19 protein-coding genes and 1 tRNA gene are annotated in these 23,600 nt (G+C 71.7%); 10 read left to right on the top strand and 10 right to left on the bottom strand.

The features are described from left to right. Positions 1–27: 27 nt before the first annotated feature. The 3 genes from AB0L89_RS30250 to AB0L89_RS30260 are packed head-to-tail and all read right to left on the bottom strand — an operon-like array spanning position 28 to position 5,114. Positions 28–2,181 (bottom strand): acetate--CoA ligase family protein, encoded by a 2,154-nt coding sequence (locus AB0L89_RS30250; RefSeq protein WP_365147750.1) that lies wholly within the window; start codon positions 2,179–2,181, stop codon positions 28–30. Between the two features lie 3 nt (positions 2,182–2,184). Beyond that, positions 2,185–3,414 carry a formyl-CoA transferase gene (frc, locus tag AB0L89_RS30255; RefSeq protein ID WP_365147753.1) on the bottom strand — a complete coding sequence of 410 codons (1,230 nt, stop codon included), beginning with the start codon at positions 3,412–3,414 and terminating at the stop codon, positions 2,185–2,187. A gap of 14 nt (positions 3,415–3,428) precedes the next feature. After that, on the bottom strand, positions 3,429–5,114 hold the full coding sequence (locus AB0L89_RS30260; RefSeq protein WP_365147756.1) for a thiamine pyrophosphate-binding protein: 1,686 nt from the start codon (positions 5,112–5,114) through the stop codon (positions 3,429–3,431). Between the two features lie 165 nt (positions 5,115–5,279). Here AB0L89_RS30260 and sucC point away from each other — a divergent pair, with 165 nt between their 5' ends. The 3 genes from sucC to AB0L89_RS30275 all read left to right on the top strand — a co-directional run bounded on the left by sucC (position 5,280) and on the right by AB0L89_RS30275 (position 9,017). Next, the gene (gene sucC, locus AB0L89_RS30265) at positions 5,280–6,410 is read left to right on the top strand and encodes an ADP-forming succinate--CoA ligase subunit beta (RefSeq protein WP_365147759.1); all 1,131 of its coding nucleotides are present in this window, start codon (positions 5,280–5,282) and stop codon (positions 6,408–6,410) included. An 11-nt stretch (positions 6,411–6,421) separates the two neighbouring features. Beyond that, a complete protein-coding gene (gene sucD, locus AB0L89_RS30270) occupies positions 6,422–7,300 on the top strand; it encodes a succinate--CoA ligase subunit alpha (protein ID WP_365147762.1) in 879 nt (292 codons plus the stop codon). A gap of 97 nt (positions 7,301–7,397) precedes the next feature. After that, on the top strand, positions 7,398–9,017 hold the full coding sequence (locus tag AB0L89_RS30275) for an aldehyde dehydrogenase family protein (protein ID WP_365147765.1): 1,620 nt from the start codon (positions 7,398–7,400) through the stop codon (positions 9,015–9,017). Positions 9,018–9,174: 157 nt separating this feature from the next. On the opposite strand, the gene AB0L89_RS30280 is transcribed toward AB0L89_RS30275, so the two are convergent. Further along, the gene (locus AB0L89_RS30280; protein ID WP_365147768.1) at positions 9,175–10,518 is read right to left on the bottom strand and encodes a DUF2254 domain-containing protein; all 1,344 of its coding nucleotides are present in this window, start codon (positions 10,516–10,518) and stop codon (positions 9,175–9,177) included. A 141-nt stretch (positions 10,519–10,659) separates the two neighbouring features. Here AB0L89_RS30280 and AB0L89_RS30285 point away from each other — a divergent pair. Both AB0L89_RS30285 and AB0L89_RS30290 read left to right on the top strand, forming a co-directional pair. Then, a tRNA-Leu gene (locus tag AB0L89_RS30285) sits at positions 10,660–10,744 on the top strand. Between the two features lie 317 nt (positions 10,745–11,061). Continuing rightward, entirely contained in the window at positions 11,062–11,265 is a 204-nt protein-coding gene (locus tag AB0L89_RS30290) for a cation transporter (protein WP_365147771.1), read from the top strand. A 50-nt stretch (positions 11,266–11,315) separates the two neighbouring features. Here the strand turns inward: AB0L89_RS30290 and AB0L89_RS30295 are convergent, their stop codons facing one another. From AB0L89_RS30295 to AB0L89_RS30305, 3 genes are all read right to left on the bottom strand, one after another. After that, positions 11,316–11,705, bottom strand: coding sequence for a nuclear transport factor 2 family protein (locus tag AB0L89_RS30295; protein WP_365147774.1), 390 nt, complete (start codon positions 11,703–11,705; stop codon positions 11,316–11,318). 105 nt (positions 11,706–11,810) lie between these two features. Next, the gene (locus AB0L89_RS30300) at positions 11,811–12,197 is read right to left on the bottom strand and encodes a nuclear transport factor 2 family protein (RefSeq protein WP_365147777.1); all 387 of its coding nucleotides are present in this window, start codon (positions 12,195–12,197) and stop codon (positions 11,811–11,813) included. Positions 12,198–12,332: 135 nt separating this feature from the next. Continuing rightward, complete coding sequence (locus AB0L89_RS30305) at positions 12,333–13,079, bottom strand: helix-turn-helix transcriptional regulator (protein WP_365147780.1); 747 nt, start codon at positions 13,077–13,079, stop codon at positions 12,333–12,335. Between the two features lie 219 nt (positions 13,080–13,298). Between AB0L89_RS30305 and AB0L89_RS30310 the strand changes: the two genes are divergently transcribed. Together AB0L89_RS30310 and AB0L89_RS30315 are read left to right on the top strand one after the other, a co-directional pair. Beyond that, positions 13,299–14,438: an MFS transporter gene (locus AB0L89_RS30310; RefSeq protein WP_365147903.1), complete on the top strand. Its 1,140-nt coding sequence runs from the start codon at positions 13,299–13,301 to the stop codon at positions 14,436–14,438. A gap of 164 nt (positions 14,439–14,602) precedes the next feature. Then, on the top strand, positions 14,603–16,927 hold the full coding sequence (locus tag AB0L89_RS30315) for a collagenase (RefSeq protein WP_365147906.1): 2,325 nt from the start codon (positions 14,603–14,605) through the stop codon (positions 16,925–16,927). Here the strand turns inward: AB0L89_RS30315 and AB0L89_RS30320 are convergent. Next, complete coding sequence (locus AB0L89_RS30320; protein WP_365147783.1) at positions 16,899–18,167, bottom strand: MFS transporter; 1,269 nt, start codon at positions 18,165–18,167, stop codon at positions 16,899–16,901. The two genes, AB0L89_RS30315 and AB0L89_RS30320, sit on opposite strands and share 29 nt — an antisense overlap. A gap of 165 nt (positions 18,168–18,332) precedes the next feature. Between AB0L89_RS30320 and AB0L89_RS30325 the strand changes: the two genes are divergently transcribed. Then, positions 18,333–18,911 (top strand): TetR family transcriptional regulator, encoded by a 579-nt coding sequence (locus AB0L89_RS30325; RefSeq protein ID WP_365147786.1) that lies wholly within the window; start codon positions 18,333–18,335, stop codon positions 18,909–18,911. Positions 18,912–18,984: 73 nt separating this feature from the next. Here the strand turns inward: AB0L89_RS30325 and AB0L89_RS30330 are convergent, their stop codons facing one another. Next, positions 18,985–20,505: a glycoside hydrolase family 3 N-terminal domain-containing protein gene (locus tag AB0L89_RS30330; RefSeq protein ID WP_365147789.1), complete on the bottom strand. Its 1,521-nt coding sequence runs from the start codon at positions 20,503–20,505 to the stop codon at positions 18,985–18,987. 223 nt (positions 20,506–20,728) lie between these two features. Here AB0L89_RS30330 and AB0L89_RS30335 point away from each other — a divergent pair, with 223 nt between their 5' ends. Continuing rightward, positions 20,729–21,730: a zinc-binding dehydrogenase gene (locus tag AB0L89_RS30335; RefSeq protein WP_365147791.1), complete on the top strand. Its 1,002-nt coding sequence runs from the start codon at positions 20,729–20,731 to the stop codon at positions 21,728–21,730. A gap of 43 nt (positions 21,731–21,773) precedes the next feature. Then, complete coding sequence (locus AB0L89_RS30340) at positions 21,774–22,724, top strand: Gfo/Idh/MocA family oxidoreductase (protein WP_365147794.1); 951 nt, start codon at positions 21,774–21,776, stop codon at positions 22,722–22,724. Between the two features lie 23 nt (positions 22,725–22,747). Here AB0L89_RS30340 and AB0L89_RS30345 read toward each other — a convergent pair whose 3' ends face one another. Beyond that, positions 22,748–23,587 (bottom strand): phytanoyl-CoA dioxygenase family protein, encoded by an 840-nt coding sequence (locus tag AB0L89_RS30345; protein ID WP_365147796.1) that lies wholly within the window; start codon positions 23,585–23,587, stop codon positions 22,748–22,750. Positions 23,588–23,600: the final 13 nt, after the last annotated feature.

Here is a 23,600-nt window from a genome sequence, read left to right on the forward strand (position 1 = left end):
ACCGCCGACCGACCCCCGCCGGTCACGTCATCGACCGCCTCCCAGCAGCCCGGCCGCCCGCGCCCAGCGGTACTTCGTGCCGAGCACGGCGACCGGCTTCTCGGTCGTGTACGGGTACGCCACGACGCCCCGCTCGAAGAGGTACTGGCAGGCCTCCTCCACCTCGACATCGCCCGCCAGGGAGGCCACCACGGGCTTCTCGATGCCACGTGCCCGGAACTCCGCCACCACACGGGCCGTCAGTTCGGCGAAGACCATCGGCGGCGTCACGATGGTGTGCCAGTAGCCGAGGACGAGCGCGTGGATGCGCGGGTCCTCCATGCCGAGCCTGATCGTCGCCTCGTACGTGGCGGGCGGCTCGCCACCCGTGATGTCCACCGGGTTGCCCGCGGCCCCGAACGGCGGGATGAACGCCTTGAAGGCGGCGTCCAGGTCCTCGGGGATGTCCATCAGCCGCAGGCCGTTGTCGGTCACGGCGTCGGAGAGCAGCACGCCCGAGCCGCCCGCGCCCGTGATGATGACGATGTCGTCGCCCTTGGGGGCCGGCAGGACCGGCAACGCGCGCGCGTACTCCAGCATTTCGTTGAGTCCGGGCGCCCGGATGACCCCCGCCTGCTTGAGGATGTCGTCATACACGGCGTCGTCGCCCGCCAGGGCGCCCGTGTGGGATCCGGCGGCCTTCGCGCCCGCCGCGGTCCGGCCGGCCTTGAGGACCACGACCGGCTTCTTCGGGACGGTGGCCCGCGCGGCCTCGACGAAGGCGCGGCCGTCCTTGAGGTCCTCCAGATGCATGGCGATGCACTGGGTGTTGTCGTCCTCGCCGAACCACGTCAGCAGGTCGTCCTCGTCGAGGTCCGACTTGTTGCCGAGGCCGACGATCGCCGAAACGCCGGTCTTCGTAGTGCGCGCGAAACCGAGGATCGCCATGCCGATGCCCCCGGACTGACTGGTCAGGGCGACCCCGCCCTTCACGTCGTACGGGGTGCAGAACGTGGCGCACAGGTCCTGCCACGTCGAGTAATAGCCGTAGATGTTGGGCCCGAGGAGCCGCACGCCGTGGCGCTCGCCGATCGCGACGATCTCGTCCTGGAGGGCGTGTTCGCCCGTCTCGGCGAACCCGGAGGGGATCAGGACCGCGTTCGGGATGCCCTTGCGCCCCACCTCCTCCAGGGCCGAGGCCACGAACCTGGCGGGGATCGCGAAGACCGCCACATCCACCTCACCGGGAACGTCCGTGACACTCTTGTACGCCTTGCGGCCCAAGATGTCATCGGCCTTGGGATTCACCGGATGGATCTCTCCGGAGAAACCGCCGTCGATGAGATTGCGCATCACCGAGTTGCCGATCTTCCCCTGTTCGTTGGAGGCGCCGATGACGGCGACGGAACGGGGGCGCATCAGCCGGCCCATCGAAGCGAGCATCTCCGCGCGCGTGTAGGTGCGCCGCGCCTTGGGGGCCTCTTCGGAGAGGATGATCCGGATGTCCGCGGCGACCGCGCCCTGCGGCGTGGCGATCACCGGATTGAGGTCCACCTCCGCGATCTCGGGGAAGTCCGTGACCAGCTGCGAGACACGGCGGATCTGTTCGGCGACCGCCCACCGGTCCACCGGTTCGGCGCCCCGCACCCCGCGCAGGATCTCGGCGGCCCCGATCGAGTCGAGCATCGAGGCGGCCTCGTCGGCGTCAACGGGAGCCAGCCGGAACGTGACGTCCTTGAGGACCTCCACGAGGACACCGCCCAGCCCGAACGCGACGACCTTCCCGAAGGTCGGGTCGGTCACCGCCCCCACGATGACCTCCTGGGCCGAGGGACCGGACGGCAGCAGCTCCTGCACCTGGACGCCGTCGATACGGGCCTCAGGGGCGTACGCACGGGCGTTGTCGACGATCCTGTGGAATGCCGCACGCACCTCCGCAGAGCCCGTCACGCCGACCACCACGCCGCCGGCGTCCGTCTTGTGCAGGATGTCCGGGGAGACGATCTTCATGACGACGGGGCCGTCGAAGCGCGCGGCGTGCGCCACGGCCCCGTCGACGTCGGTCGCCAACTCCTCGCCCGGTACGGCGATCCCGTAGGCGTCGGCGAGCACTTTGCCCTCGGGGGCGGTCAGTGACGTGCGCCCCTCGGCACGCACCGCGTCGAGGAGCGCACGCACCCTCAGCAGGCGGTCTTCGGCCATCACTCAGATCACTCCGTTCGACTTGAGCAGGCGCACTTCCTCGTCGCCGAGGCCGAGTTCACCGATGAACACCTCTTCGTTGTGCTCGCCCAGTAGCGGCGAACCGACCACCTCGACGGGGGAGTCGGAGAGCTTCAGCGGGGATCCGACGGTGGTGAACGTGCCGCGCTCGGGGTGCGGGACCTCGACGATCATCTCGTTGGCGACGAGCGAGACGTCCTCGATGATCTCCCTGGTGGAGAGGATCGGACCGCAGGGGATGTTGTGGGCGTTGAGCCGCTCCAGGACGTCCCACTTGGGCAGCGTCGAGGACCACTCCTCGATGAGCTGGAACATCTTGCCGAGCTTGGGGAGCCGCGCCTCCGGAGTGGCCCAGCCGGGGTCGTCGGCGAGCTCCGGACGCCCGATGAGCTCCGTGATCGGCTGCCAGCCCACGGGCTGCACGATGACGTACACGTAGTCGTTCGGGCCGCCCGGCGCGCACTTGACGGCCCATCCGGGCTGCCCGCCGCCGGACGCGTTGCCCGAGCGGGGCACCTCGTCCCCGAAGTCGTCGTTGGGATACTCCGCGAGTGGCCCGTGCCCGAGCCGCTGCTGGTCGCGCAGCTTGACCCGGCACAGGTTCAGGACGGCGTGCTGCATCGCCACGTTGACGCGCTGCCCGCGGCCCGTGTTCTCCCGCTGGAAGAGGGCGGCGAGAATTCCCGCGACGGCATGGACGCCCGTTCCGGAGTCGCCGATCTGGGCGCCCGTGGCGAGCGGCGGGCCGTCCTCGAAGCCGGTGGTCGACATGGAGCCGCCCATCGCCTGGGCGACCACTTCGTAGGCCTTGAAGTTGGTGTAGGGGCCGTCTCCGAAGCCCTTGATCGAGGCGTAGACGATGCGCGGGTTGATCTCCTGGATGCGCTCCCAGGTGAAGCCCATGCGGTCGATGGCTCCCGGACCGAAGTTCTCCACCATCACGTCGGAACGGCGGATCAGCTCGGTCAGGAGTTCCTTGCCCCGCTCGGTCTTGGTGTTGAGGGTGATGCTGCGCTTGTTGCAGTTGAGCATCGTGAAGTACAGGGAGTCGACGTCGGGCAGGTCGCGCAGCTGCCTGCGCGTGATGTCTCCGGAGGGGGCCTCCAGCTTCACCACGTCCGCGCCGAGCCAGGCGAGCAACTGGGTGGCCGAGGGGCCGGACTGGACGTGCGTCATGTCGAGGACGCGAATGCCTTCAAGAGCCTTGGTCATGGCCGTCGGGCTCCTCACTTGTACATGGTCTGGTTCATGGTTCCGGGGGCGTACGCGTCCGGGTCGACCCATACGTTGATCAGCGAGGGCTTGCCGGACTCACGGGCGCGGCGCAGTGCGGGGCCGATGTCGGCGGGGTCGCGGACCTCTTCGCCGTAGCCGCCCAGCATCTGGGCGAACTTGTCGTAGTGGACGTCTCCGAGGGTGTTGCCGACGCGCTCGCGCTCCTGGCCGTACTTGGCCTTCTGGCCGTAACGGATCTGGTTCATCGAGGAGTTGTTGCCGACGATCCCGACGAAGGGGAGGTCATAGCGCACGAGGGTCTCGAAGTCCCATCCGGTGAGGCTGAAGGCGCCGTCTCCGAAGAGCGCCACCACTTCCTTGTCGGGCCGTGCCTGCTTGGCGGCGAGGACGAAGGGGATGCCGACGCCGAGTGTGCCGAGCGGCCCCGGGTCCATCCAGTGGCCCGGCGACTTGGGCTGGACGACCTGCCCGGAGAACGTGACGATGTCGCCGCCGTCGCCGATGTAGATCGAGTCTTCTGTGAGGAAGTCGTTGATCTCGCTCACCAGCCGGTACGGATGGATGGGCGAGGCGTCGGACCTGAGGTTCGGCAGGCGCTTCTCGACGGCGGTCTGTTCGGCGGCGCGCAGCTCGTCGAGCCACTCCTTGCGCTTGGCGGCCCCGCCGTTGACGCGTCCGGAGGCGGCCTCGGTGACCGACTTCAGGACGAGCCCGGCGTCTCCGACGATGCCGAGATCGATGTCCCTGTTCTTGCCGACGGTGCGGTAGTCGAGGTCGATCTGGACGACGGTGGCGTCCGGGGAGAGCCGCTTGCCGTAGCCCATGCGGAAGTCGAAGGGCGTGCCCACGATGACGATGAGGTCGGCGTTGGAGAAGGCGTAGCGGCGCGAGAGCTGGAAGTGGTGCGGGTCCCCGGGGGGCAGGGTGCCGCGGCCCGCGCCGTTCATGTAGGCGGGCACGTTGAGGGTGCGGACGAGTTCGATGGCCGCCTCGGTGCCGCGGGTCGTCCACACCTGTCCGCCGAGCAGGATCGCGGGCTTCTCGGCGTGCACCAAGAGGTCGGCGAGCCTCTCCACGGCCTCCGGGTCGCCTGCCGAGCGGGTGGACGCGCGGTATCGCCCGGCCTCGGGGACGCGGGCCGACTCGACCGGCACCTTGGCGTCGAGCACGTCTCGCGGGATCTCCAGGAAGGACGGGCCGGGGGCGCCGTGGTAGCACTCGCGGAACGCCATGGAGACCATGTCGGCCGCCCGTGCCGTGTCGGGGACCGTCGCGGCGAACTTGGTGATCGGCGTCATCATGTCGACGTGCGGCAGGTCCTGCAGCGAGCCCATCTTGTGCTGGGTGTGGGCGCCTTGGCCGCCGATCAGGAGCATGGGGGACTCCGCGCGGAAGGCGTTGGCGACACCGGTGACGGCGTCCGTCGTGCCGGGTCCCGCCGTCACCACCGCGCAGCCCGGCTTGCCGGTGATGCGCGCGTAGCCGTCCGCGGCGTGGGCGGCGACCTGTTCGTGGCGCACGTCGACGACGTCGATGCCCTCGTCGACGCAGCCGTCGTAGATGTCGATGATGTGGCCGCCGCAGAGGGTGTAGATGACGTCCACACCCTCCGCTTTGAGCGCCTTGGCGACCAGGTGTCCACCGGAGATGTGGGGCCGGCTGTTGTCGTCGGGCATGGCGAAGTCCTGTCCCTTCGTAGGGGAGTTGGAGTGCGCTCGCACGCTTTCGGGGCGCCCTCGCAGTAGATTGCATACAGTCGACGAATACTGTATGAAGCTTGTTATCCCGCATCCGGTGGGTGGTGTCCAGGGGGCGTGCGGACTTTTCAGTCAGGAGCCGGAATGGACCTTTACGAGCACCAGGCACGGCAACTCTTCGAAGAAAACGGCATCTTGGTGCCGCGCGCCGAGACCGCCGACACGGCCGAGGGGGCGCGGTGCGCCGCCGAACGGCTCGGCGGCCGTGTCGTCGTCAAAGCCCAGGTCAAGACAGGGGGACGCGGCAAGGCGGGCGGTGTGAAGCTCGCCGCCGACCCCGCCGCGGCCCACATCACGGCACGACAGATCCTCGGCATGGACATCAAGGGCCACACTGTGCGCACTGTGATGATCGCCGAACCCGTCGACATCGACGCCGAGTTCTACGTCTCCTATGTACTCGACCGCGCCGCGGGCCGCTTCCTCGCGATCGCCTCGGCCGAGGGAGGCATGGAGATCGAGCAGGTGGCGGCGGGCCGACCCGAGGCGGTGGCCCGCCTGACGATCGACCCGGAGGAAGGAGTGACACCGGCGAAGGCCGCCGCCATCGCTGCCGCCGCGGGTCTCCCCGCAGCCACGGCCGACACCCTGGTCAAACTGTGGCGCGTTCTGATCCGTGAGGATGCCCTCCTGGTGGAGGTCAACCCGCTCGTGCGCACCGCGCAGGGAGAGATCCTCGCCCTGGACGGCAAAGTCACCCTCGACGACAACGCCCGCTTCCGCCAGGATCGCTGGGGCGCCGAACGGGAGGCGCACGACGACGCACTGGAGGCGGCGGCCGCCGCCAAGGGACTCCACTACGTGAAGCTCGACGGCGAGGTCGGCGTCATCGGCAACGGCGCCGGGCTCGTCATGTCGACGCTCGACGTGGTCGCCGGCTGCGGCGCGCGCCCCGCCAACTTCCTCGACATCGGAGGCGGCGCCTCCGCCGACGTCATGGCGGACGGCCTCTCCGTCGTCCTCTCCGACCCCTCCGTCAGGTCCGTCCTCGTGAACGTCTTCGGCGGCATCACCGCCTGCGACGCGGTCGCCGAAGGCATCGTCCGGGCCCTGGAATCCGTCCGTCTGACCAAGCCGCTCGTCGTCCGCCTCGACGGCAACAACGCCGCCCGCGGCCGTGCCGTCCTCGATGCCCGTGCCCACCCCCTCGTCCAGCAGGCCACGACCATGGACGGCGCCGCCCGCCGCGCCGCCGACCTCGCCCACGCGCCTTAAGGAGCCCGGACATGGCGATCCACCTCACCAAGGAGAGCAAGGTCCTCGTCCAGGGCATGACGGGCGCGGTCGGCATGCTGCACACGCGGCGCATGCTCGCCGCGGGCACGAACGTCGTCGGCGGCGTCAACCCCCGCAAGGCGGGCCGCACCGTCGACTTCGACGACCGCGCCGTCCCCGTCTTCGGCTCGGTCCGCGACGGCATGGACGCCACCGGCGCCGACGTCACGGTCGTCTTCGTCCCGCCCGCCTTCACCAAGGCCGCCGTGCTCGACGCCGCCGACGCCGGCATCCGCCTCGCCGTCGTCATCACCGAGGGCGTCCCCGTGCACGACTCCGTCGTCTTCCTCTCGTACGCGCGAGAGCGCGGCACCCGCGTCATCGGCCCCAACTGCCCCGGCCTGGCGAGCCCCGGGCAGTCCAACGCGGGCATCATCCCCGCCGACATCACCAAGCCCGGCCGCATCGGACTGGTCTCCAAGTCCGGGACGCTCACCTACCAGCTCATGTACGAACTGCGCGACATCGGCTTCTCCACCTGCGTGGGCATCGGCGGCGACCCCGTCGTCGGCACCACGCACATCGACTGCCTGGCCGCCTTCGAGGACGACCCCGACACCGAACTCGTCGTCCTCATCGGGGAGATCGGCGGCGACGCGGAGGAACGGGCCGCCGCGTACATCGAACGGTCCGTCACCAAGCCCGTCGTGGCCTACATCGCGGGATTCACCGCGCCGGAGGGCAAGACGATGGGCCACGCCGGCGCGATCGTCTCCGGTTCCTCGGGCACCGCGCAGGCGAAGAGGACGGCCCTGGAAGCCGTCGGCGTACGCGTGGGTCGCACCCCCACCGAGACGGCGCGGCTCGTGCTCGACCGCCTGGGGGAGTGACCGCAGACCTCACCCTCACCGTCGCACTCATCCCACCCCGATCCCCCCGCCCCCCCCGATCCCGCCCCGACCGTGCACCGTGAGCGGAGACGACCACATGACACTTCCGAGCACATCCCCGAGCACATCCCCGAGCACATCCCAGAGCGCACCTCCGAGCCCACCTCCGAACGGCAGCCCCAACCCCTCCGTCCTCAAGGCCGGTACCGCCTGGTCCGACGCCTGGCGGCGCTGTCTGGCCGCCGCGCCCGAGGCGTTCCGCGACGACCGCGTCCTGAACCTGTGGAACGGCACCTGGCAGGCCGACGGCCGGGCCCTGCCCGCGACCAGCCCCGTCGACGGCACCCCGCTCGCGGGACCGCCCCGCCTCGACGCCGCCACCGCCCACCGGGCCGTGCGCGCCGCCCTCGACCAGCACCGGGTCTGGCGGCACGTCCCCCTTCCCGAACGCCGCGCCCGCGTCGGCGCGACGCTCGACTCCCTCACCGCGCACCGCGAACTGCTCGCGCTGCTCCTCGTCTGGGAGATCGGCAAGCCCTGGCACCTCGCGCAGGCCGACGTCGACCGGGCGATCGACGGCGTGCGCTGGTACGTCGACGGGATCGCGGAGATGGCCGAGGGGCGGGCACCGCTCGACGGTCCCGTGTCCAACATCGCGAGTTGGAACTATCCGATGAGCGTGCTCGTTCACACCATGCTGGTTCAGGTACTTGCGGGCAACGCGACCATCGCCAAGACCCCGACCGACGGTGGCGTCGCCTGTCTGACCCTGGCCTGCGCCCTCGCCGCCCGCGAAGGACTGCCCGTCACCCTCGTCAGCGGCAGCGGCGGGGAGTTGTCCGAAGCTCTCGTGCGCGCGCCCGAGATCGGCTGCGTCTCCTTCGTCGGCGGCCGTGACACGGGCGCCGCGGTGGCCACGGCCGTCGCCGACCTCGGCAAGCGGCACATCCTCGAACAGGAAGGACTCAACACCTGGGGCATCTGGAACCACAGCGACTGGGACGCGCTCGCCGCGCTCGTCCCGAAGCTCTTCGACTACGGCAAGCAGCGCTGCACCGCGTACCCGCGCTTCGTCGTCCAGCGCGCCCTGTTCGACGAATTCCTCGCCGCGTATCTGCCGGCCGTCCGCACCGTACGCGTCGGGCATCCCCTCGCGGTAGCGCACCCCGAAGACCCTTTCCCCGTGCTGGACTTCGGTCCCCTCATCAACGCGGCCAAGGCCAAGGAGCTCGCCGACCAGGTGACCGAGGCCGTGGACCGGGGCGCCGTACCGCTGTACCGCGGCGCCGAGGAACCGGGGCGTTTCCTTCCCGGCCAGGACACCGGCGCGTATCTCCACCCGGTCACCCTCCTCAACCCACCGCCGTCCTCACCGTTGCACCACGCGGAGCCCTTCGGTCCGGTCGACACGATCGTCCTCGTCGACACGGAGGCGGAGCTGCTCGCGGCCATGAACGCGTCGAACGGCGCGCTCGTCGCGACGCTCTCCACCGACGACCCCGCGACGTACGAACGGCTCGCGCCGCAGATCCGCGCGTTCAAGGTGGGCCGGGGCGCACCGCGCTCGCGCGGTGACCGCGAGGAGCTCTTCGGCGGCTTCGGCGCGTCCTGGCGCGGGGCGTTCGTCGGCGGCGAGCTGCTCGTGCGCGCCGTCACGCGGGGCGAGGCGGGGGAGCGGCCGCCGGGGAACTTCCCGGACTATCACCTGATGGCCTGATGGCCTGAGGGCCTGAGGGCCTGAGGAGGGAGGCGGGAGACGGGAGGCGGGCGTGGACAGGGCCCCGGACCGAGGGAGGCGATGCGTCCACTCGTCGGCGGCCCGTCGGCGGGCCGTCGGTGGCCCACTGGCGACCGGTCGGCGGGGCGCCGGCCCCTCAGCCGATGCCCTGCCGGTCCGGCAGCAGTGCGAAGGTGCGGTCCGCCGCCTCCGGCACCGAGCGCTCCACGGCCTGCGCGAGGAGCTCCCGGTGGCGGAGGAGCGGCTCGCGCCGTTCCTCGGGGGCGAGCAGCAGCAGGTCGTCGAGCCCGGCGAGCATGCGCCGGGTCACCTGGGGGTTGCCGATCGCGCATCCCCGGATCTCGGCGAAGCCCAGGTCCACCAGCGCGGTCCAGTCCGGGACCGACTGGACGAGCCGCAGCGCCCCGCGCCGGTCGCGGTGGCCGAGCGCGCCCAGTGGGTACGGGGCGACCGAGGCCAGGAACTGCACGATGCGGTCCAGGGCCTGCACGGCGGTGGTGGGATCGTTCACCGCGGGGGACAGGGCGCGCAGCGCGATGTCGGACAGCTGCCGCAGACCGAACCCGAGATCCTGGTGGTAGGTGCGCTCCACCCCCACGAACACCGTGTGGCCGAGCAGCCTCCGTGACGGCGCGGCCCCGCCGTGCACCGTGTACACGGGCGTGCCCGGCACCACGAAGTCGCCGATCCGGGGGATCAGCCGGAGCACGACCCCCTGGCGACGGGCCGCGCGCACGGCCCGCGCGATGTTCACGTCCCGCAGGACGCCCGCCCTGCCCTGATGAGTGATCGTGGCGGTCTCGGGGCCGAGCTGCTCCGTGTCCACGGGAAGGTCCGTCGGCTGCTTCACGGCGACCCGGAACGACTCACGGGCGATCCGGTCGATGACGAAGCCGATCCGCATCATGCGGACCGTCCCGTTCACGTACGCCACGAACAGCAGCAGGCTCAGGAACACCATCGCCATGGCGAGGAGCGACTCGATCAGCGGCACGTTCGAGACCCGGCGGGGGTCCGGCTCGCCGTCGAAGGACGTCAGTGTCATCAGGGAGAACAGGAACGTCGCCATGAAGACGGTGAGCGTGGCCTTCGTGATCCGCGACCGGACGTACAGCCGCACCACCCGGGGGCTGAACTGCCCGCTGGCCATCTGCACGGCCACCAGCGAGATGCTGAAGACGACACCGATGAAGGTCATCATCGCGCTGCCGATGGTGCTGATCACCGTCTTGGCGTCGTCGGCGATCCCGATCAGGTCCTTGATCGCGTCGTACTCGCCGGCGTCCTGGAGCGTGCTGACGATCTCCGTGTCCACCGCCGAGGAGATCCACCACAGGAGCATCGCCCCCACGAGCCCCGCCGTCGGCGCGAACCACATGGTGTCCCGCAGATGCTCGCGCAGAGGGGACAGCAACCGAGGTCGGCGCACCTTCACCTCGCCGAGCGCACCGGTCGTCCCCGTAATCGATCCGTCACTCATGGTGAGACTGTAGGCGTCCCGGGGGCGAGCGCCGCGCATCCCCCGGCCGACGGGCGGATACGCAGGTGAAAGGCACTCCGAAACCTTGGTATTGTTGTCCATGTCGCCGGGGGGAACACCCCGCCGAGCGGCAGACACCTAGTCCGGGTGGCGGAATGGCAGACGCGCTAGCTTGAGGTGCTAGTGCCCTTTATCGGGCGTGGGGGTTCAAGTCCCCCCTCGGACACAGAGCAGGACGACTGGTGCCGGTCGGGAGAGATCCCGACCGGCGCTTTGCGTTGTCGGGCCGACGGCTGTGCGGTCGTCGCCGCGCGGCGTCCGGCGTATGTGCTGTTCATCTGGCGTGCGCGCCTTTCATATGGCGTGTGCGCCGTTCATGGGGGCGCTCGACGGGGTTGATTGGATACCCCCAGAGGGTATGGTGGTCCAAGCGATCGACCGAGGTGCCGACGACAGGAGTAGCTCATGGCCTCCCCTGCAACTTCCCACGGTGATGGCGACGCGAAGGGGGCCGCTGGCGCCTCCGCGGCGGGGGGTGTCACCGTGACCTACCTGGTCGAGGGCATGGTCTGCGGGCACTGCGCCGCCTCCGTGACCGAGGCGCTCACCGCCCTCGACGGCGTGCGTGATGTGGACGTCGACGTCCAGGGCGGCCGGGTGTCGGTCAGCTCCGAGCGCGAGATCGAGGAGAGCGCGGTCGACCAGGCCCTCGACGACATCGGGTACGAGGTGGCCGGCCGCGCCTGAAGCGGCGAGGTGCGGCGCGGTGGGTGAGACGGAAGGGGGCGCCGTTGCGGTCAGTCGCCGAGGGGGCGGGTGAGGGCGGTGACCTTGGCGAACCTGCCGTCGTCGGTCACCTCGCAGAACTCGATGACCTCGATCTGCTCGGTCGCCCCCGCCCTCGTCTCGCCGTGGATGATGAGGCGCGCGGCGATCCGATTGCCGTCCCGTACCGCGTCGAGCACTTCGTAGTGCCCGCTCACGACGCTCTTGCGTACGGGCCTGAGGTGTTTGATGAGGCGTTCGCGCCCCATGCTGACGCCGTCGCTCCGGAGCTCGATGTCCGGCGTGTAGTAGCGGTCGATGACCGTGGCGGGATCCTCGTCGCTGTGCACGGCATCCTCGTGGTACCTGTTGTGGAGGTCCTCGATGAAGCGCCGCGGATCCGTGACGGTCTCGATGCTCATGCTTCGCTCCTTGGGCTGTCTCGGTACTCCGGGGGATCGCGCGTGAACTTCTGTGGGTGTGCGGGCGTGTGACGGTGGATCAGGCCGTCGTGGCGCCCGGCGGGGTCAGCCCTTGATGCTGCGGGTGATCTGGTCGATGCGGACGAACCGGCCGTCGTCCGTCATCTCGCAGAACATGTGGACCTCGTTCTCGGTCTCCTTGCCCTGCTTGGTGACGGCGCGGATCACGAAACGGGCCGCGAGGCGATTGCCGTCCACGACGGCTTCGAGCACTTCGTAACTTCCGCTCAGGACGCTCTTCTTCACCGGGCGGATGTGCTTGATGAGACGGTCCCGGTCGATCTCGATTCCGTCGCTCACCTGAAGGAATCCGGGAGCGTAGTAGCGGTCGATGACCTCGCCCGCGTCCTCTTCGCCGAAGATCTCGTTCTGGAAGTTGTTGTAGAGCCTCTCCAGAAAGCCCCGCGGGTCTTCTGTGATGGTCGTGTTCATCATGCTCCTTGAGATCTCTCGATACTCCCAGGGGGTATGTGCGCGGTGCGATCAGTAAATCAGTGACGGATGGCCCCCGCAACCGGTTCGGCTCCCGGTGGCTCAGGAGGCGCTGTCGCGTGGCCAGTTGGGGTGTCAGTCGCGCCGGTTGTGGGTCCCGGGCGTATAGCCGTACGCCCGTCGGAACACGTCGATGAAGGCGCTCGTGGACGACCAGCCGCACCGGTGCGCGACCGCCGTGACCGGTGTGTCGTCGGCCAGCATGCGCAGCGCGTGATAGAGCCGCAGTTGCGTGCGCCACTGCGGAAAGGTCATGCCTAGATCGCGGCGGAAGAGGCGGCTGAGGGTGCGTTCGCCCGCGCCCGCGGCGGTGGCCAGTTCGGCGAGGCCGCGGGGGTCCGCGGGGTCGCGGTGGAGCAGGTCGCAGACGGCGGCCAGGCGTGGGTCGGTGGGCGTGGGCAGTTGGACGGGCTGCTGCGGCGAGGCGCGCAGTTGGTCCAGGAGCACGGCGCGCAGACGGCGGCCCTGTGGGGAGGCGTCGTCCGGGGCCCGGGTGCGGGCGAGGATCAGTTCGCGCAGCAGGGGGTCGACGGCGATGACGGTCGGGGCGCGGAGGCCGAGCGGGTTCGTGGTCGCGGGCAGGCCGACCAGGTGCAGGGCGAGATGGCCGTGGGCCCGGTGCTCGTGCACGCAGCCTGCGGGGACCCAGATGGCCCGCGTGCCCGGCGCGAACCACGTCCCCGCGTCGGTGGTGACGGCCACGACGCCGGAGCCGGCGTAGACGATCTGGTGGTCGTCGTGGCGGTGGGCGTCGATGCGCTCGCCCGGGGCCAGTTCGCGGATGGCGGTGGGCGCCTCGGGGGTGTGGCGGATGTTCGGCACAGGTTGGCACTTTATCGGAAGCGCGCCAGGGCGGGGTATCGCGACGATGAGGAGGTGTCGACGAATCAGAACTCACGTACGCAGGGGCTGTCGGGTGATGGGCAGGGCTCGGCTCGGAGGCGGGTCGCCGTACCGAAGCGGGGCTCGGCGCGGACGCCGGTCGCCGTTCCGAAGCGGAGTTCCGCGCGGAGGCGGCTCTCCGGCCCGGAACGGAACCCCATCCTGCTGCTCGCCCTGGGGCACGCCTGCGTCGACGTCTATCAAGGAGCCGTCGCCGCCCTGGTGCCCTTCCTCGTCTCCGAGCGCGCCTACACCTACGCCGCCGCGTCCGGTGTCGTCCTCGCCGCCTCCCTCCTCTCCTCGGTGGTGCAGCCGCTGTTCGGCGCGCTCACCGACAAGTGGTCCCTGCCGTGGCTGCTGCCGGTGAGCACACTGGTCGGCGGTGTCGGCGTCGCCTGCGCCGGGATCGGCGGGAACTACGCCCTGACCCTGCTGGCCGTCGCCGTGTCCGGCATCGGCGTCGCCGCGTACCATCCGGAGGCCGCGCGGGTGGCGCGGCAGGCGAGCCGGGGCAGCCACACCGCCATGAGCTGGTTCTCGCTCGGCGGCAACCTCGGCTTCGCCACCGCGCCCCTGCTGGTCGCGGCCGTCGTCGCCACGGGCGGTCTCGGTGCCTCGCCGCTGCTCGTCGTCCCCGCCCTCGCCGGGACGGCGCTGTGCGTGGCCGCGCTGCGCGGCGTCCGGGCGGTCGAGACGGCCGACGCCGGGAGCACGCGCGCGGCCCCGGCCGATGCCGAGGACGACTGGCCGTCCTTCCTCCTGCTGACCGGTGCCATCATGTGCCGCTCGATCGTCGTCGCCGGACTGAGCACGTTCATCGCGCTGTACGTCCGCGAGCGCACCGGCGGGGGAGAGGCCTTCGGCACCGTCGCGCTGTTCGTGCTCTATCTCGGCGGCGCGGTCGGCACGGTGGCCGGCGGGAGGCTGGCCGCGCGCCACGGCCGCATGCCGGTCGTGCGGTGGTCGTACGCCCTGTCGGTCCTCGCGGTGGCGGGTGTCGTGTTCGTTCCTGGGCCGCCCGTGTACCTGTTCGTCGCGCTCGCGTCGACGGGTCTGTCCGTCCCGTTCTCCCTGCACATCACCCTGGGCCAGGACTATCTGCCCCGGCGCATGGGTACGGCGAGCGGCGTCACCCTGGGGCTGACGGTGAGTGTCGGCGGCCTCGCGACGCCGTTGATCGGGACCCTCGCCGACGCGGCCTCGCTGCGGACGGCGCTCATGCCCCTGATCGCGCTGCCGGCCGTGGGCTGGCTCCTGCTGCGGACCCTGCGCGAGCCGGGGAGCGGTCCCGGCGCCTGAATTCCCGGGCCCGAGGGGTTGTCAGTGCAATTTCACATTACTACGTTACGCATCACATGGCCCGGAGGTGACGCCCAACTGCCTCCGGGCGCACCGGAGTTGACGACGGTGTCCACTCTCACCTCCCACAGGAGTCATCGGTGTTCCCCTCGCGATCAAGAACCCTGGCCGGACCGAGAACCCTGCGAAGATCCGTGCTCGCCGGCGTGCTGGCGGCGGCCCTCTGCGCCTCGGCCGCGCAGTACGCCCACGCGGCCGAACCCCCGAGAACGGTGGCCGGGCCCCGTACCGCCGCGGCCTCCGCGCCCGCCGCCCCGAACCCCCTGGACGTCGTGGAGCACCGGGCGAAGGCCCCCGCGCCGGGCGCCCTCAAGGTCCCGGCGCCCGGCGGACTCACCGGCGGTGGCACCCCGGGCGCGACCACGCCGAAGCCGAAGGGCGCGCCGAAAGCCGGGGCGGCCGCGGCCCCTTGCACCCTCGACGGCGTCACGGGCCTGTCGCCCGAGCGGTTCGCCGACTTCCTCGCCGACCCGGCCGTCACCGCCGACGGCTGTCTGCGCACGCTGATCTGGACCTGGGACCGGCGCCTGGCCCCCGTCATGTCCGACGCCCACGTCCAGGCGGTCTCCGCCCGCGTCACCCGGCTCGCCGCCGCCCACGACGGCAGGAACGGCAGCAACCTCCTGGAACTGCTCACCTATCTCCACGCCGTCGCCTACCAGGACTTCTCGCACGACGAGATCGACGTCACCGACGCCCCGACCGTGGACGCGATGCGCCGCGCCGTCGACGCCTTCGGAACGGCGCCGCGCACCTTCGACGTGACCCGCACCAATGCCGAGTCGCTGCGCGAGGCCCTCTACGCGGCGAGCGCGCCCGGTCTGCGCCAGCACCAACTCCCGCTGATCAAAAGGGTGCTGGCCACCATGGACGCCGCTCACCCCGACACCGCCAAGGACGCCTCCTGGGCCGGCTCCGCCCTCGCCGCGCTCTCCGTGAGCTACCTCGGCGTCTACCCCGGCAACAGGGACACCGCCTTCCACGCGGCGGTCAAGGGCGACGCCGCCTACCGTGCCGCCTTCAAGGCCTTCGGCGCGTACGCCCACCTCAAGGGCACGAACAACGCCTGGGTGGCGCGCGACGCGCTGCTGGAGTACGGCAGGTTCGGCCAGATCGACGGGCTCAACGGCGAGATCGTCACCGGCCTCGGCGGCCTCGTGGACGTCACGTCCCGCACCTTCGGCGAGGGCAGCGCCCCGTGGGCGAAGGTCGCCACCTGGCTGAACGAGTACGACGCCTGCGCGCCCTACCGCGTCTGCCGCGCGGACATCGAGCGCCGCCTCTTCCCGCAGACCTATACGTACGACAAGGGCGGCATGAAGGTCCGCACGGCGCTCGACCGCGCCACCGTCGACCAGCTCTACTACGCGAGCAAGCAGGTCAAGGCGCAGTTCCACCGCGTCGTCGGCACCGAGAAGCCGCTCGCGGGCGACCCCAACACCACGCTGACGACGGTCCTTTACGCCTCGCGCGCCGACTACGAGAACTACCATCCGCTGCTCACCGGGATGGACACGAACAACGGCGGCGTCTACATCGAGCGGGGCGCGACCTTCTACACGTACCAGCGGCGTGTCCCGCAGGACTCCTCGCTGACGCTGGAGGAGCTGTTCCGCCACGAGTACACGCACTACCTCAACGGCCGCTGGGCGGTGCCCGGCTTCTTCGGCGAGGGCCCGTGGTACCAGAACGACCGCACCACCGCCATGGACGAGGGCACCGCCGAGTTCTTCGACGGCGCCACCCGCGACGACGGCGTCAAGGTCCGCAAGTCGCTGGTCAAGGGCATCATCGCGGACACGGCGAACGGCGGGCCGCGGATGACCGTGGACCAGATCCTGCACGCCACCTACGACGGCGACGGCTTCCGCTTCTACGACTACGCGGGCACGTTCTTCGAGTTCCTGTGGGCCGAACGCCCCGCGCTCCTCAAGGAGATGTACCGGACGCTGCGCGCCGACGACCCGGCCGGGTTCGACGCCTGGCGCGACCGGCTCGGCCGCGACGGCGCCGTGCAGCGGGCCTACGACGCCTTCCTGGACCGGCAGATCGCGCGGGTCGACGACCTCTTCGTACCGGACACCACGTACGTGCCGGTCGGTCAGTTGCGCGACACCTCGGCCGACCAGGTGCGGGCCTCGTTCACGGCGACGACGGGCATCACGCCCGTGTGCACGTCGAACGGGGCGCCGGAGCGTCCGCGGTTCACCTGCCAGAGCAGGATCACCGCGAACCTCGGCGCGTCCGGCGACCCGGACGCCGTCTTCAAGGACATGTCCGAGACCGTGGACTACTTCGTCCTCGACCGGGCCGCGTCCGGTGACAACAACCTGACCGACATGAACTGCTCGTTCGGTGAGGTGGAGATCTGGTCCGACGGCCGCGCGGGCACGGCGGACTTCAGCTGTGAGGGCCCGCTGAAGGGGTGAGCCCGGCCGCCGGGGCCCCCGCGGGCGACGCGGGGGCCCCGGCGGACTTCGCCAGGCGGCCGCGCAGCATCGGGAGCCCGCACAGCGCGAGCAGCAGCGCGCCGGCCCCGGCCCCGATGCCGACCGAGAAGCCCGCGGCGGAGCCGAACGCGTCGTACACGACACCCGTGACGGCCGCGCCGATCGCGACGCCGCTCTGCAGGCCCGCGATCATCCACGTCATGGCCTCGGTGAGCCGGTGTTCGGGCGTCGTGCGCTCCACGATCCCCATGATCACCACCATGGTGGGGGCGAAGAAGACACCGGCGGCGAACACCGCGGCCGCCATCCACGCGACGGAGTCCACCCACAGGAACGGCAGCGTCGTCAGGGCGGTACCGGTGACGCCGATGAGCAGCAGCCGGGGGAGCGGGACGCTGATGTCGCGCGCCCCGAAGAGCAGCCCGGAGACGCCGGAGCCGATCGCGTACGCGGCGAAGACGATGCCGGACAGGGCCTTGTCGCCCTGGTGTTCGGCGAGGGCCAGGCCCATCGTGTCGACCATGCCGGGTATCGCGCCGCCGAAGAGCAGGGTGAGCGCGAGCAGCAGCACGGGCGGGGACCAGATGACCGACGAGGAGCCGCCGGAGGACTCGTCCGCCCGGCGCCGGACGGGCGGTTCGGTGCGCTTCTGCGGGACGAACAGCGCGACGCCGACGGCCAGCAGGAGGCCGGCGGCCAGCGGGGCGGCCTGCGGGAAGAGCGCGGTGGACAGGACCACGGCGAGCGCGGGGCTGATGACGTAGGTCAGCTCGTCGACCACGGATTCCAGGGAGTACGCCGTGGTGAGGCGGGGCGTGCCGCGGTACAGCTCCGTCCAGCGGGCCCTGACCATCGCGCCCATGCTCGGCATCAGGCCGGACAGCAGCGCGCAGAGGAACAGCGTCCAGGTCGGGGCGTCGGTGGTGGCGCAGATCAGCAGGGCGGCGAGCGCGAGCACGCTGATACCGGTGGCGATCGGCAGGACCCGGGCCTGGCCGTGCCGGTCGACGGCGCGCGAGACCTGGGGGCCGAGCAGCGCCATGGAGAAGGTGAAGGTGCCCGCGACCAGGCCGGAGAGCGCGTACTCGCCGGTGGTCTCGGAGAGCATCGTGAGGATGCCCATGTGGGTGAGCGGCAGGGGGAGCCGGGCGAGGAGCCCTGCGGAGCTGAAGGCCTTCGCGCCGGGCGCGGCGAAGATCTCGCGGTAGGGACTGGGCATGGCGTGACCTGTTTCCGGGGTCGGTTCTCCGGACGCGCGGGCATGCGGGAACCCGGCGCGCCGCACGGAAAACAAGTGGGACGTGCGTTCCACTTTCTATCACGTGGGGCCGCCGGGGTACCGTCGCCGAGGAAGAACGCACCGGCCAGGGGAGTCACACGGACCATGTCGGACACCGCGCCGATCGCCGACGGGCGCCGCGCCAAGGGCGAACGCCGCCGCCGCGCACTGATCGAGGCCGCCGTGCGCGTGATCGCACGCGAGGGGGCGTCGGGCGTCACGCACCGCACCGTCGCCCAGGAGGCGGGGCTGCCCACCACCGCCACGACGTACTACTTCGACAGCATCGGCGACCTGCTGACCGCGGCGCTGACCAGCTGCATGGAGGAGGACTCGGCGCGCATCGAGCGCCTCGTCGAGGCCCCGGTGCGGGAGCTGGAGAGCACGGACCGCATCAGGGCGCTCGCCCTGCTGATGGCGGATCTGCTGACCGCCCCCGGGCATCTGCTCGCCGAGTTCGAGATGTGCCTGCTCGCGGTGCGCCGCCCGGAGCAGCGCGCGGCGACCCGCCGCTGGAAGGAGGCGCTCGCGGCCTTCGCCCGGCACTTCACCGACGACCCGGTGCGCGTGAAGCTCTTCGCGCACGCCTACGACGGCCTGCTCCTCCAGGGCCTGCTGGCCGATGTACCGCCCACGGCGGACGAGTTCGAGGAGCTGCTGCGGCAGTTGCTGCCGACGGGGTGAGCGTGGTGGCGGGCCGCGGGGCGGCCCGCCGGGGGAGGGGCCGGGGTCAGCCCGCGGCGGGGGAGGGGCAGGATCAGCCCGCGGCGCCCGCAAGCACCTCCGCCACCGCGATCCCCGAGACCCGCGTCGCGCCGTGCGTGATCAGGTGGGCGGCGCCCAGGGTGGTGGGGGCGGGGATGCCCATCTCGACGACCAGGGCGTCGGGGCGGCTGCGCAGGAGGCGGTTGAGGGTGTCGGTCATCCAGCGGTGGCGGGCCGCGTCGCGGACCACGACCACCAGGGCGCGGCCCGTCGCCGGGGCCAGGGCCTCGCGGTCCAGGAGGTCGTCGCCGTGGGCGAGTTCGGCCTCCGTCAGGCGCACGGACGTGGTGCCGGGGCGCAGATCGCGCAGCGGCTCGGCGACGCCCCACGGGGTGCGGCCGTCGACGGCGAGGTTCATCGTGGGGGCCAGCTCCACGACGTGCGGCGCGCCGGTGAGCGGGAGCGCGCCGTTCGCCGTGCCCGCGCGGTGTCGTACCCGCACCGCGCGGCGGGCCGCGACCAGGCCGATGTCGGAGGGCTCCGCCGCGCGTGCCACGGCGCGGGAGCGCTCGCCGGACCAGGCCGCGAACGCGCCCACGCGGGCGCTCGCCTCGGCCAGCCGGGCCTCGGGGAGCCGCCCGTCCAGCACGGCCTTCACCAGGGCGGTGGAGAGCAGGTCGAAGGTGCCCTCGTCCGCGCTCTCGCCGCCCACGCACACTGCGTCCACGCCGCCGGCCACCGCCCTGACCGTGGCGCCGTCGATGCCGTAGCGGTCGGTGACCGCGCCCATCTCGATGCCGTCGGTGACCAGCAGCCCGTCGAAGTCCAGCTCCCCGCGCAGGAGTTCCACCAGGATGCGGGGGCTGAGCGTCGCCGGCAGGTCGGGGTCGTAGGCGGGGGCGAGCAGGTGCGCGGTCATCACCGCGCGGACGCCCGCCTCCATCGCCGCGATGAACGGCGGCAGCGCGGTCAGCGCGATCTCCTCGGCGGAGCCCTGGATCTGCGGCAGGCCGTGGTGCGAGTCGACGATCGTGTCGCCGTGGCCGGGGAAGTGCTTGGCGCAGGCGGCCACGCCCGCCTCCTGGAGGCCGCGGATCCAGGCGGCCGTGTGCCGGGAGACGATGTCGGTGCGCGAGCCGAAGGAGCGCACGCCGATCACCGGGTTGAGCGGGTTGGAGTTCACGTCGGCGCTGGGCGCGAAGTTGAGCGAGACGCCCGCGGCGTGCAGGTCGCGGCCGATGTCGTGGGCCACGCGCTCGGTCAGGTCGATGTCGTCGACCGCGCCGAGGGCGAGGTTGCCGGGGCGGGACGAGCCGGTCCAGGCCTCCAGGCGGGTCACGTCGCCCGCCTCCTCGTCGATGGCGACGATCAGGTCGGGGTTCTCCGCGCGGAGCGACGCGGTGAGCCGCGCGACCTGCTCGGGGGTGTCGATGTTCCGGGAGAACAGCACGACGGAGCCGAGGCCCTCGGCGATCGCGCGACGCAGCCAGTCGGGGGCCGTGAGTCCCTCGAAGCCAGGCTGCAGCACGGAATGGGCGAGGCGCTCCAGAGTCGGGTCACTGCTCGATGCCATGGCGCGACCTCCGAAGTGTGCGGGTATGTGGCTCGTGGGACGTGGGTGAGAGGCGAGGCCTCTGCTGATTGGTCCAGGCCAATCGGATAGTGGATATTGGCTCGGACCAATCGGGGCTGTCAAGAAGACGGAACCGGTCGAGACCGGCGAATTCAACATCACGGGCCAGGAGTTGGGGAATCCTTGGGACTTCCGGCACGGCATCGGCTGAGGGGAGTGGCTCATGCGCAGGTACGAGCTCGTCGGCAGGCGCGACATCAGGCTGGTCGACGACGTCGCGGTGCCCGACCCGGGACCGCAGGAGGTGCTCGTGCGCGTGCGGGCGTGCACGGTCTGCAACCGCAGCGACCTGGCGTACTTCCACTACTACGGCCTGCGCGAACACTGCTCCCAGGGCTGTTTCGGCCATGAGATCGCCGGTGTGGTCGAGGCGACGGGCGCCGGCGTGCGCCGCGTCGTGCCGGGGCAGCGGGTCTTCGTGCGCACCCCGCTCACCACCGGATACGCCGAATACGCCCTGGCCCGCGAGGTGTCCGTGGGTGCGCTGCCCGACGCCGTGCCCTTCGAACAGGGCGCGATCCTGCAGCTCCTGCCGCTGGCCGTGCACGCCACGCGCGGCATCCGGCTCGGCGACCGCGTCGTCATCGTCGGACAGGGGCCCGTCGGGCAGATGGCCCTGCGGGTCGCGCTGGCGCGGGGCGCGGCCGAGGCCGTCGCCGTCGACCTCGACGACTGGCGCCTGCGGCGGTCGAGCGCGGCGGGCGCCGACGACGTGCGCCGTGTGGACGGCAGCAGCGAGCAACTCGCGGCCGTCGGAGCGGACTTCGACGTGGCCGTCGACGCGGTCGGTACCCCCACCACGCTCAACGCCTGTGTGGGACTCGTGCGCCAGAACGGCCTCGTCGTCCTCCTCGGTACGCACCACGTCGACACCCACGTCACCGTCGACCTCGTCACCTGGGAGCGCAAGGGGCTGCGGGTGCACAGCTCCGCGGAGCCCCTGGACACCGCGCGGGCCGAGGCCCTCGCCGTCGCCGAACGGCTCGCCCACCGCCGCACCGGCCTTCTGCGCCTGCCCGACCTGCACACGCACACCTATCCCCTCGACGAACTCCCCAAGGCCATGGAGCAGCTCTCCGCCAGCCGTTCGCTGTACCCGGACGCCGAGCACGCCCCCTACGACGGCCCGCCGTCCGAGACGCTGAAGGTGGCGATCGTGCCCTGAGCGGCCGGTCGGACGAGCGGCAGCCGGACGAGAGGGGACCACGGTGAAATGGGGCATCGCCGGGTACGGCGACATCGTGACGCGGCGCGTGCTCCCCGCCCTGCACGCGCTCGGCGAGGAACCGGCCGTCCTGTGGGGCCGCGACCCGGACCGCGCGGCGCGCACGGCCGCGCGGCACGGCGTCGCCAGGACGTGCGCCGACCCGGCCGAGCTGCTGAGCGGCGTCGACGCCGTGTACGTCGCCACGCCCGTCGTGGGCCATGTGCCGCTCGCCCGCACCGTGCTGGCCGCCGGACTGCCCGTCCTGGTCGAGAAGCCGCTCGCCGGGGGCCTCGCGGACGGCGGCTCCCTCGACGTCGCCGGGCGGTGCGCGGGCGTCGCCTACTACCGCAGGCTCGCGCCCGCCGTACGACGCCTGCGCCAGGAACTCGACGGCCGACCGCCCGAGCGCGTCGAGGTGCGCTTCCGGTGCCCCTTCGCGCCCGCGCCGGACGATCCGATGCGCTGGCGCACCGACCCCGCCGTCTCGGGCGGCGGGGTCCTCGCGGACGCCGGGAGCCACCGGATCGACCTGCTGCTCCACCTGTTCGGACGGCCGTACGAGCTGACGGCCCGGCTCGGCGACCGCTTCCCGCGCGGGGCCGAGCGGCGGGCCGAACTGACCCTGCGCTGGCGCTCGGGGCCGACGGCGCACTGCCTGGTGGAGTGGGGCGAGGGCCCGCCCGTGGACCGGCTCCGGCTCACCGGAGGCGGACGCGCCGTGACCCTCGACCCGCTGGACTCCGGACGCGTCACGGGGCTCACGGCGGCGCCCCTTGACCTCCCTCCGGCGGCCAATCCGCACCAGCCGCTGCTCGCCGACTTCGCCGCCGCCGTGGCGGGCGGCGGCGCGCCGGTGTGCCCGCTCGACGAGGCGGGCCTCGTCGACGAGGTGATCGCGGCGGCGGACGTCTCGTCGGCGGCGGGCGGCGGCCGAGTTCGGCTCTGGGGCTGAAGGTGGCCTGAAACAGCGGTGGTTCACGCCCCGTCGTCCGCCGCCCAGGGCCGCATCCAGCGCGGGTCGGGGGTGTCGTCGGCGCGTACGAATCGGGCGTCGACGGACAGCCGCATCGCGTCCGTCGTCGTGTCCAGGGACGCGTGGATGATGCGCGGCAGATGCACCATCACGTCGCCCGCCGCGAAGTCCGCGTACCGCCAGCGGCGGCGGAGCGTGCGGGCCGTCAGCTCCAGGTCGTGGCAGATCTGCCGGCGGTCGCCCGGCCGGTCGGTGATGTCGCGCAGCGGGGCGTACTCCTCGGGGGACAGCCGGTGCGAGCCCTCCAGGTACACCAGCCCGCCCGTGCGCGGCGGGCAGTCGCCGACGGGTATCCACATCGTGACGACGTGCGGCGAGCCCTGGTCCATGTAGTCGAAGTCGACGTGCGCGCGGGAGGCGCGGCGCGTGCCCCGGTGGAAGTGGCGCAGGATGCGGCGCGGCAGCATCTCCACGTCGGCGTCCAGGAGCTGGGCGGCCAGCTTGGCGAGCAGCGGATTGCCCACGAAGCGGTCGAAGGGCGCCGAGCGCACGAACGCGTACGCCGGGTGCCCCGCCACCCCGTACTCGGGGACGCCCTCGGGCACCCGGCCGGAGAACACCCCGTCCTCGGGGTCACTGCCCGGCGCGAGCAGTTCGGGCGGGAAGAGCGAGAAGTACCGGCCGCGCAGGCGCAGCACCTCCGCGCGGTCGAGCAGCCCCGGCAGGTACAGGAAGCCGTCCGCGTGCAGGCGTTCGCGCAGCGAGGCCGGGTCTCGCGGCGCCAGCAGGTCCGCGCTGGACCGCAGCGGGGCGAAGAGCTCCGGCGTAAAAGGGATGGGCAAGCCGTTCGACGAC

The sequence above is a fragment of the Streptomyces sp. NPDC052114 genome, from assembly GCF_040680155.1.
Taxonomy (GTDB): Bacteria; Actinomycetota; Actinomycetes; order Streptomycetales; family Streptomycetaceae; genus Streptomyces.

Coding starts and splice junctions, on each gene's coding strand:
- AB0L89_RS30280 (WP_365147768.1), bottom strand. CDS start 10,518: ATGAGTGACGGATCGATTACGGGGACGACCGGTGCGCTCGGCGAGGTG.
- AB0L89_RS30325 (WP_365147786.1), top strand. CDS start 18,333: ATGTCGGACACCGCGCCGATCGCCGACGGGCGCCGCGCCAAGGGCGAA.
- AB0L89_RS30260 (WP_365147756.1), bottom strand. CDS start 5,114: ATGCCCGACGACAACAGCCGGCCCCACATCTCCGGTGGACACCTGGTC.
- AB0L89_RS30295 (WP_365147774.1), bottom strand. CDS start 11,705: ATGAGCATCGAGACCGTCACGGATCCGCGGCGCTTCATCGAGGACCTC.
- AB0L89_RS30335 (WP_365147791.1), top strand. CDS start 20,729: ATGCGCAGGTACGAGCTCGTCGGCAGGCGCGACATCAGGCTGGTCGAC.
- AB0L89_RS30300 (WP_365147777.1), bottom strand. CDS start 12,197: ATGAACACGACCATCACAGAAGACCCGCGGGGCTTTCTGGAGAGGCTC.
- AB0L89_RS30320 (WP_365147783.1), bottom strand. CDS start 18,167: ATGCCCAGTCCCTACCGCGAGATCTTCGCCGCGCCCGGCGCGAAGGCC.
- sucC (WP_365147759.1), top strand. CDS start 5,280: ATGGACCTTTACGAGCACCAGGCACGGCAACTCTTCGAAGAAAACGGC.
- AB0L89_RS30330 (WP_365147789.1), bottom strand. CDS start 20,505: ATGGCATCGAGCAGTGACCCGACTCTGGAGCGCCTCGCCCATTCCGTG.
- AB0L89_RS30275 (WP_365147765.1), top strand. CDS start 7,398: ATGACACTTCCGAGCACATCCCCGAGCACATCCCCGAGCACATCCCAG.
- frc (WP_365147753.1), bottom strand. CDS start 3,414: ATGACCAAGGCTCTTGAAGGCATTCGCGTCCTCGACATGACGCACGTC.
- AB0L89_RS30250 (WP_365147750.1), bottom strand. CDS start 2,181: ATGGCCGAAGACCGCCTGCTGAGGGTGCGTGCGCTCCTCGACGCGGTG.
- sucD (WP_365147762.1), top strand. CDS start 6,422: ATGGCGATCCACCTCACCAAGGAGAGCAAGGTCCTCGTCCAGGGCATG.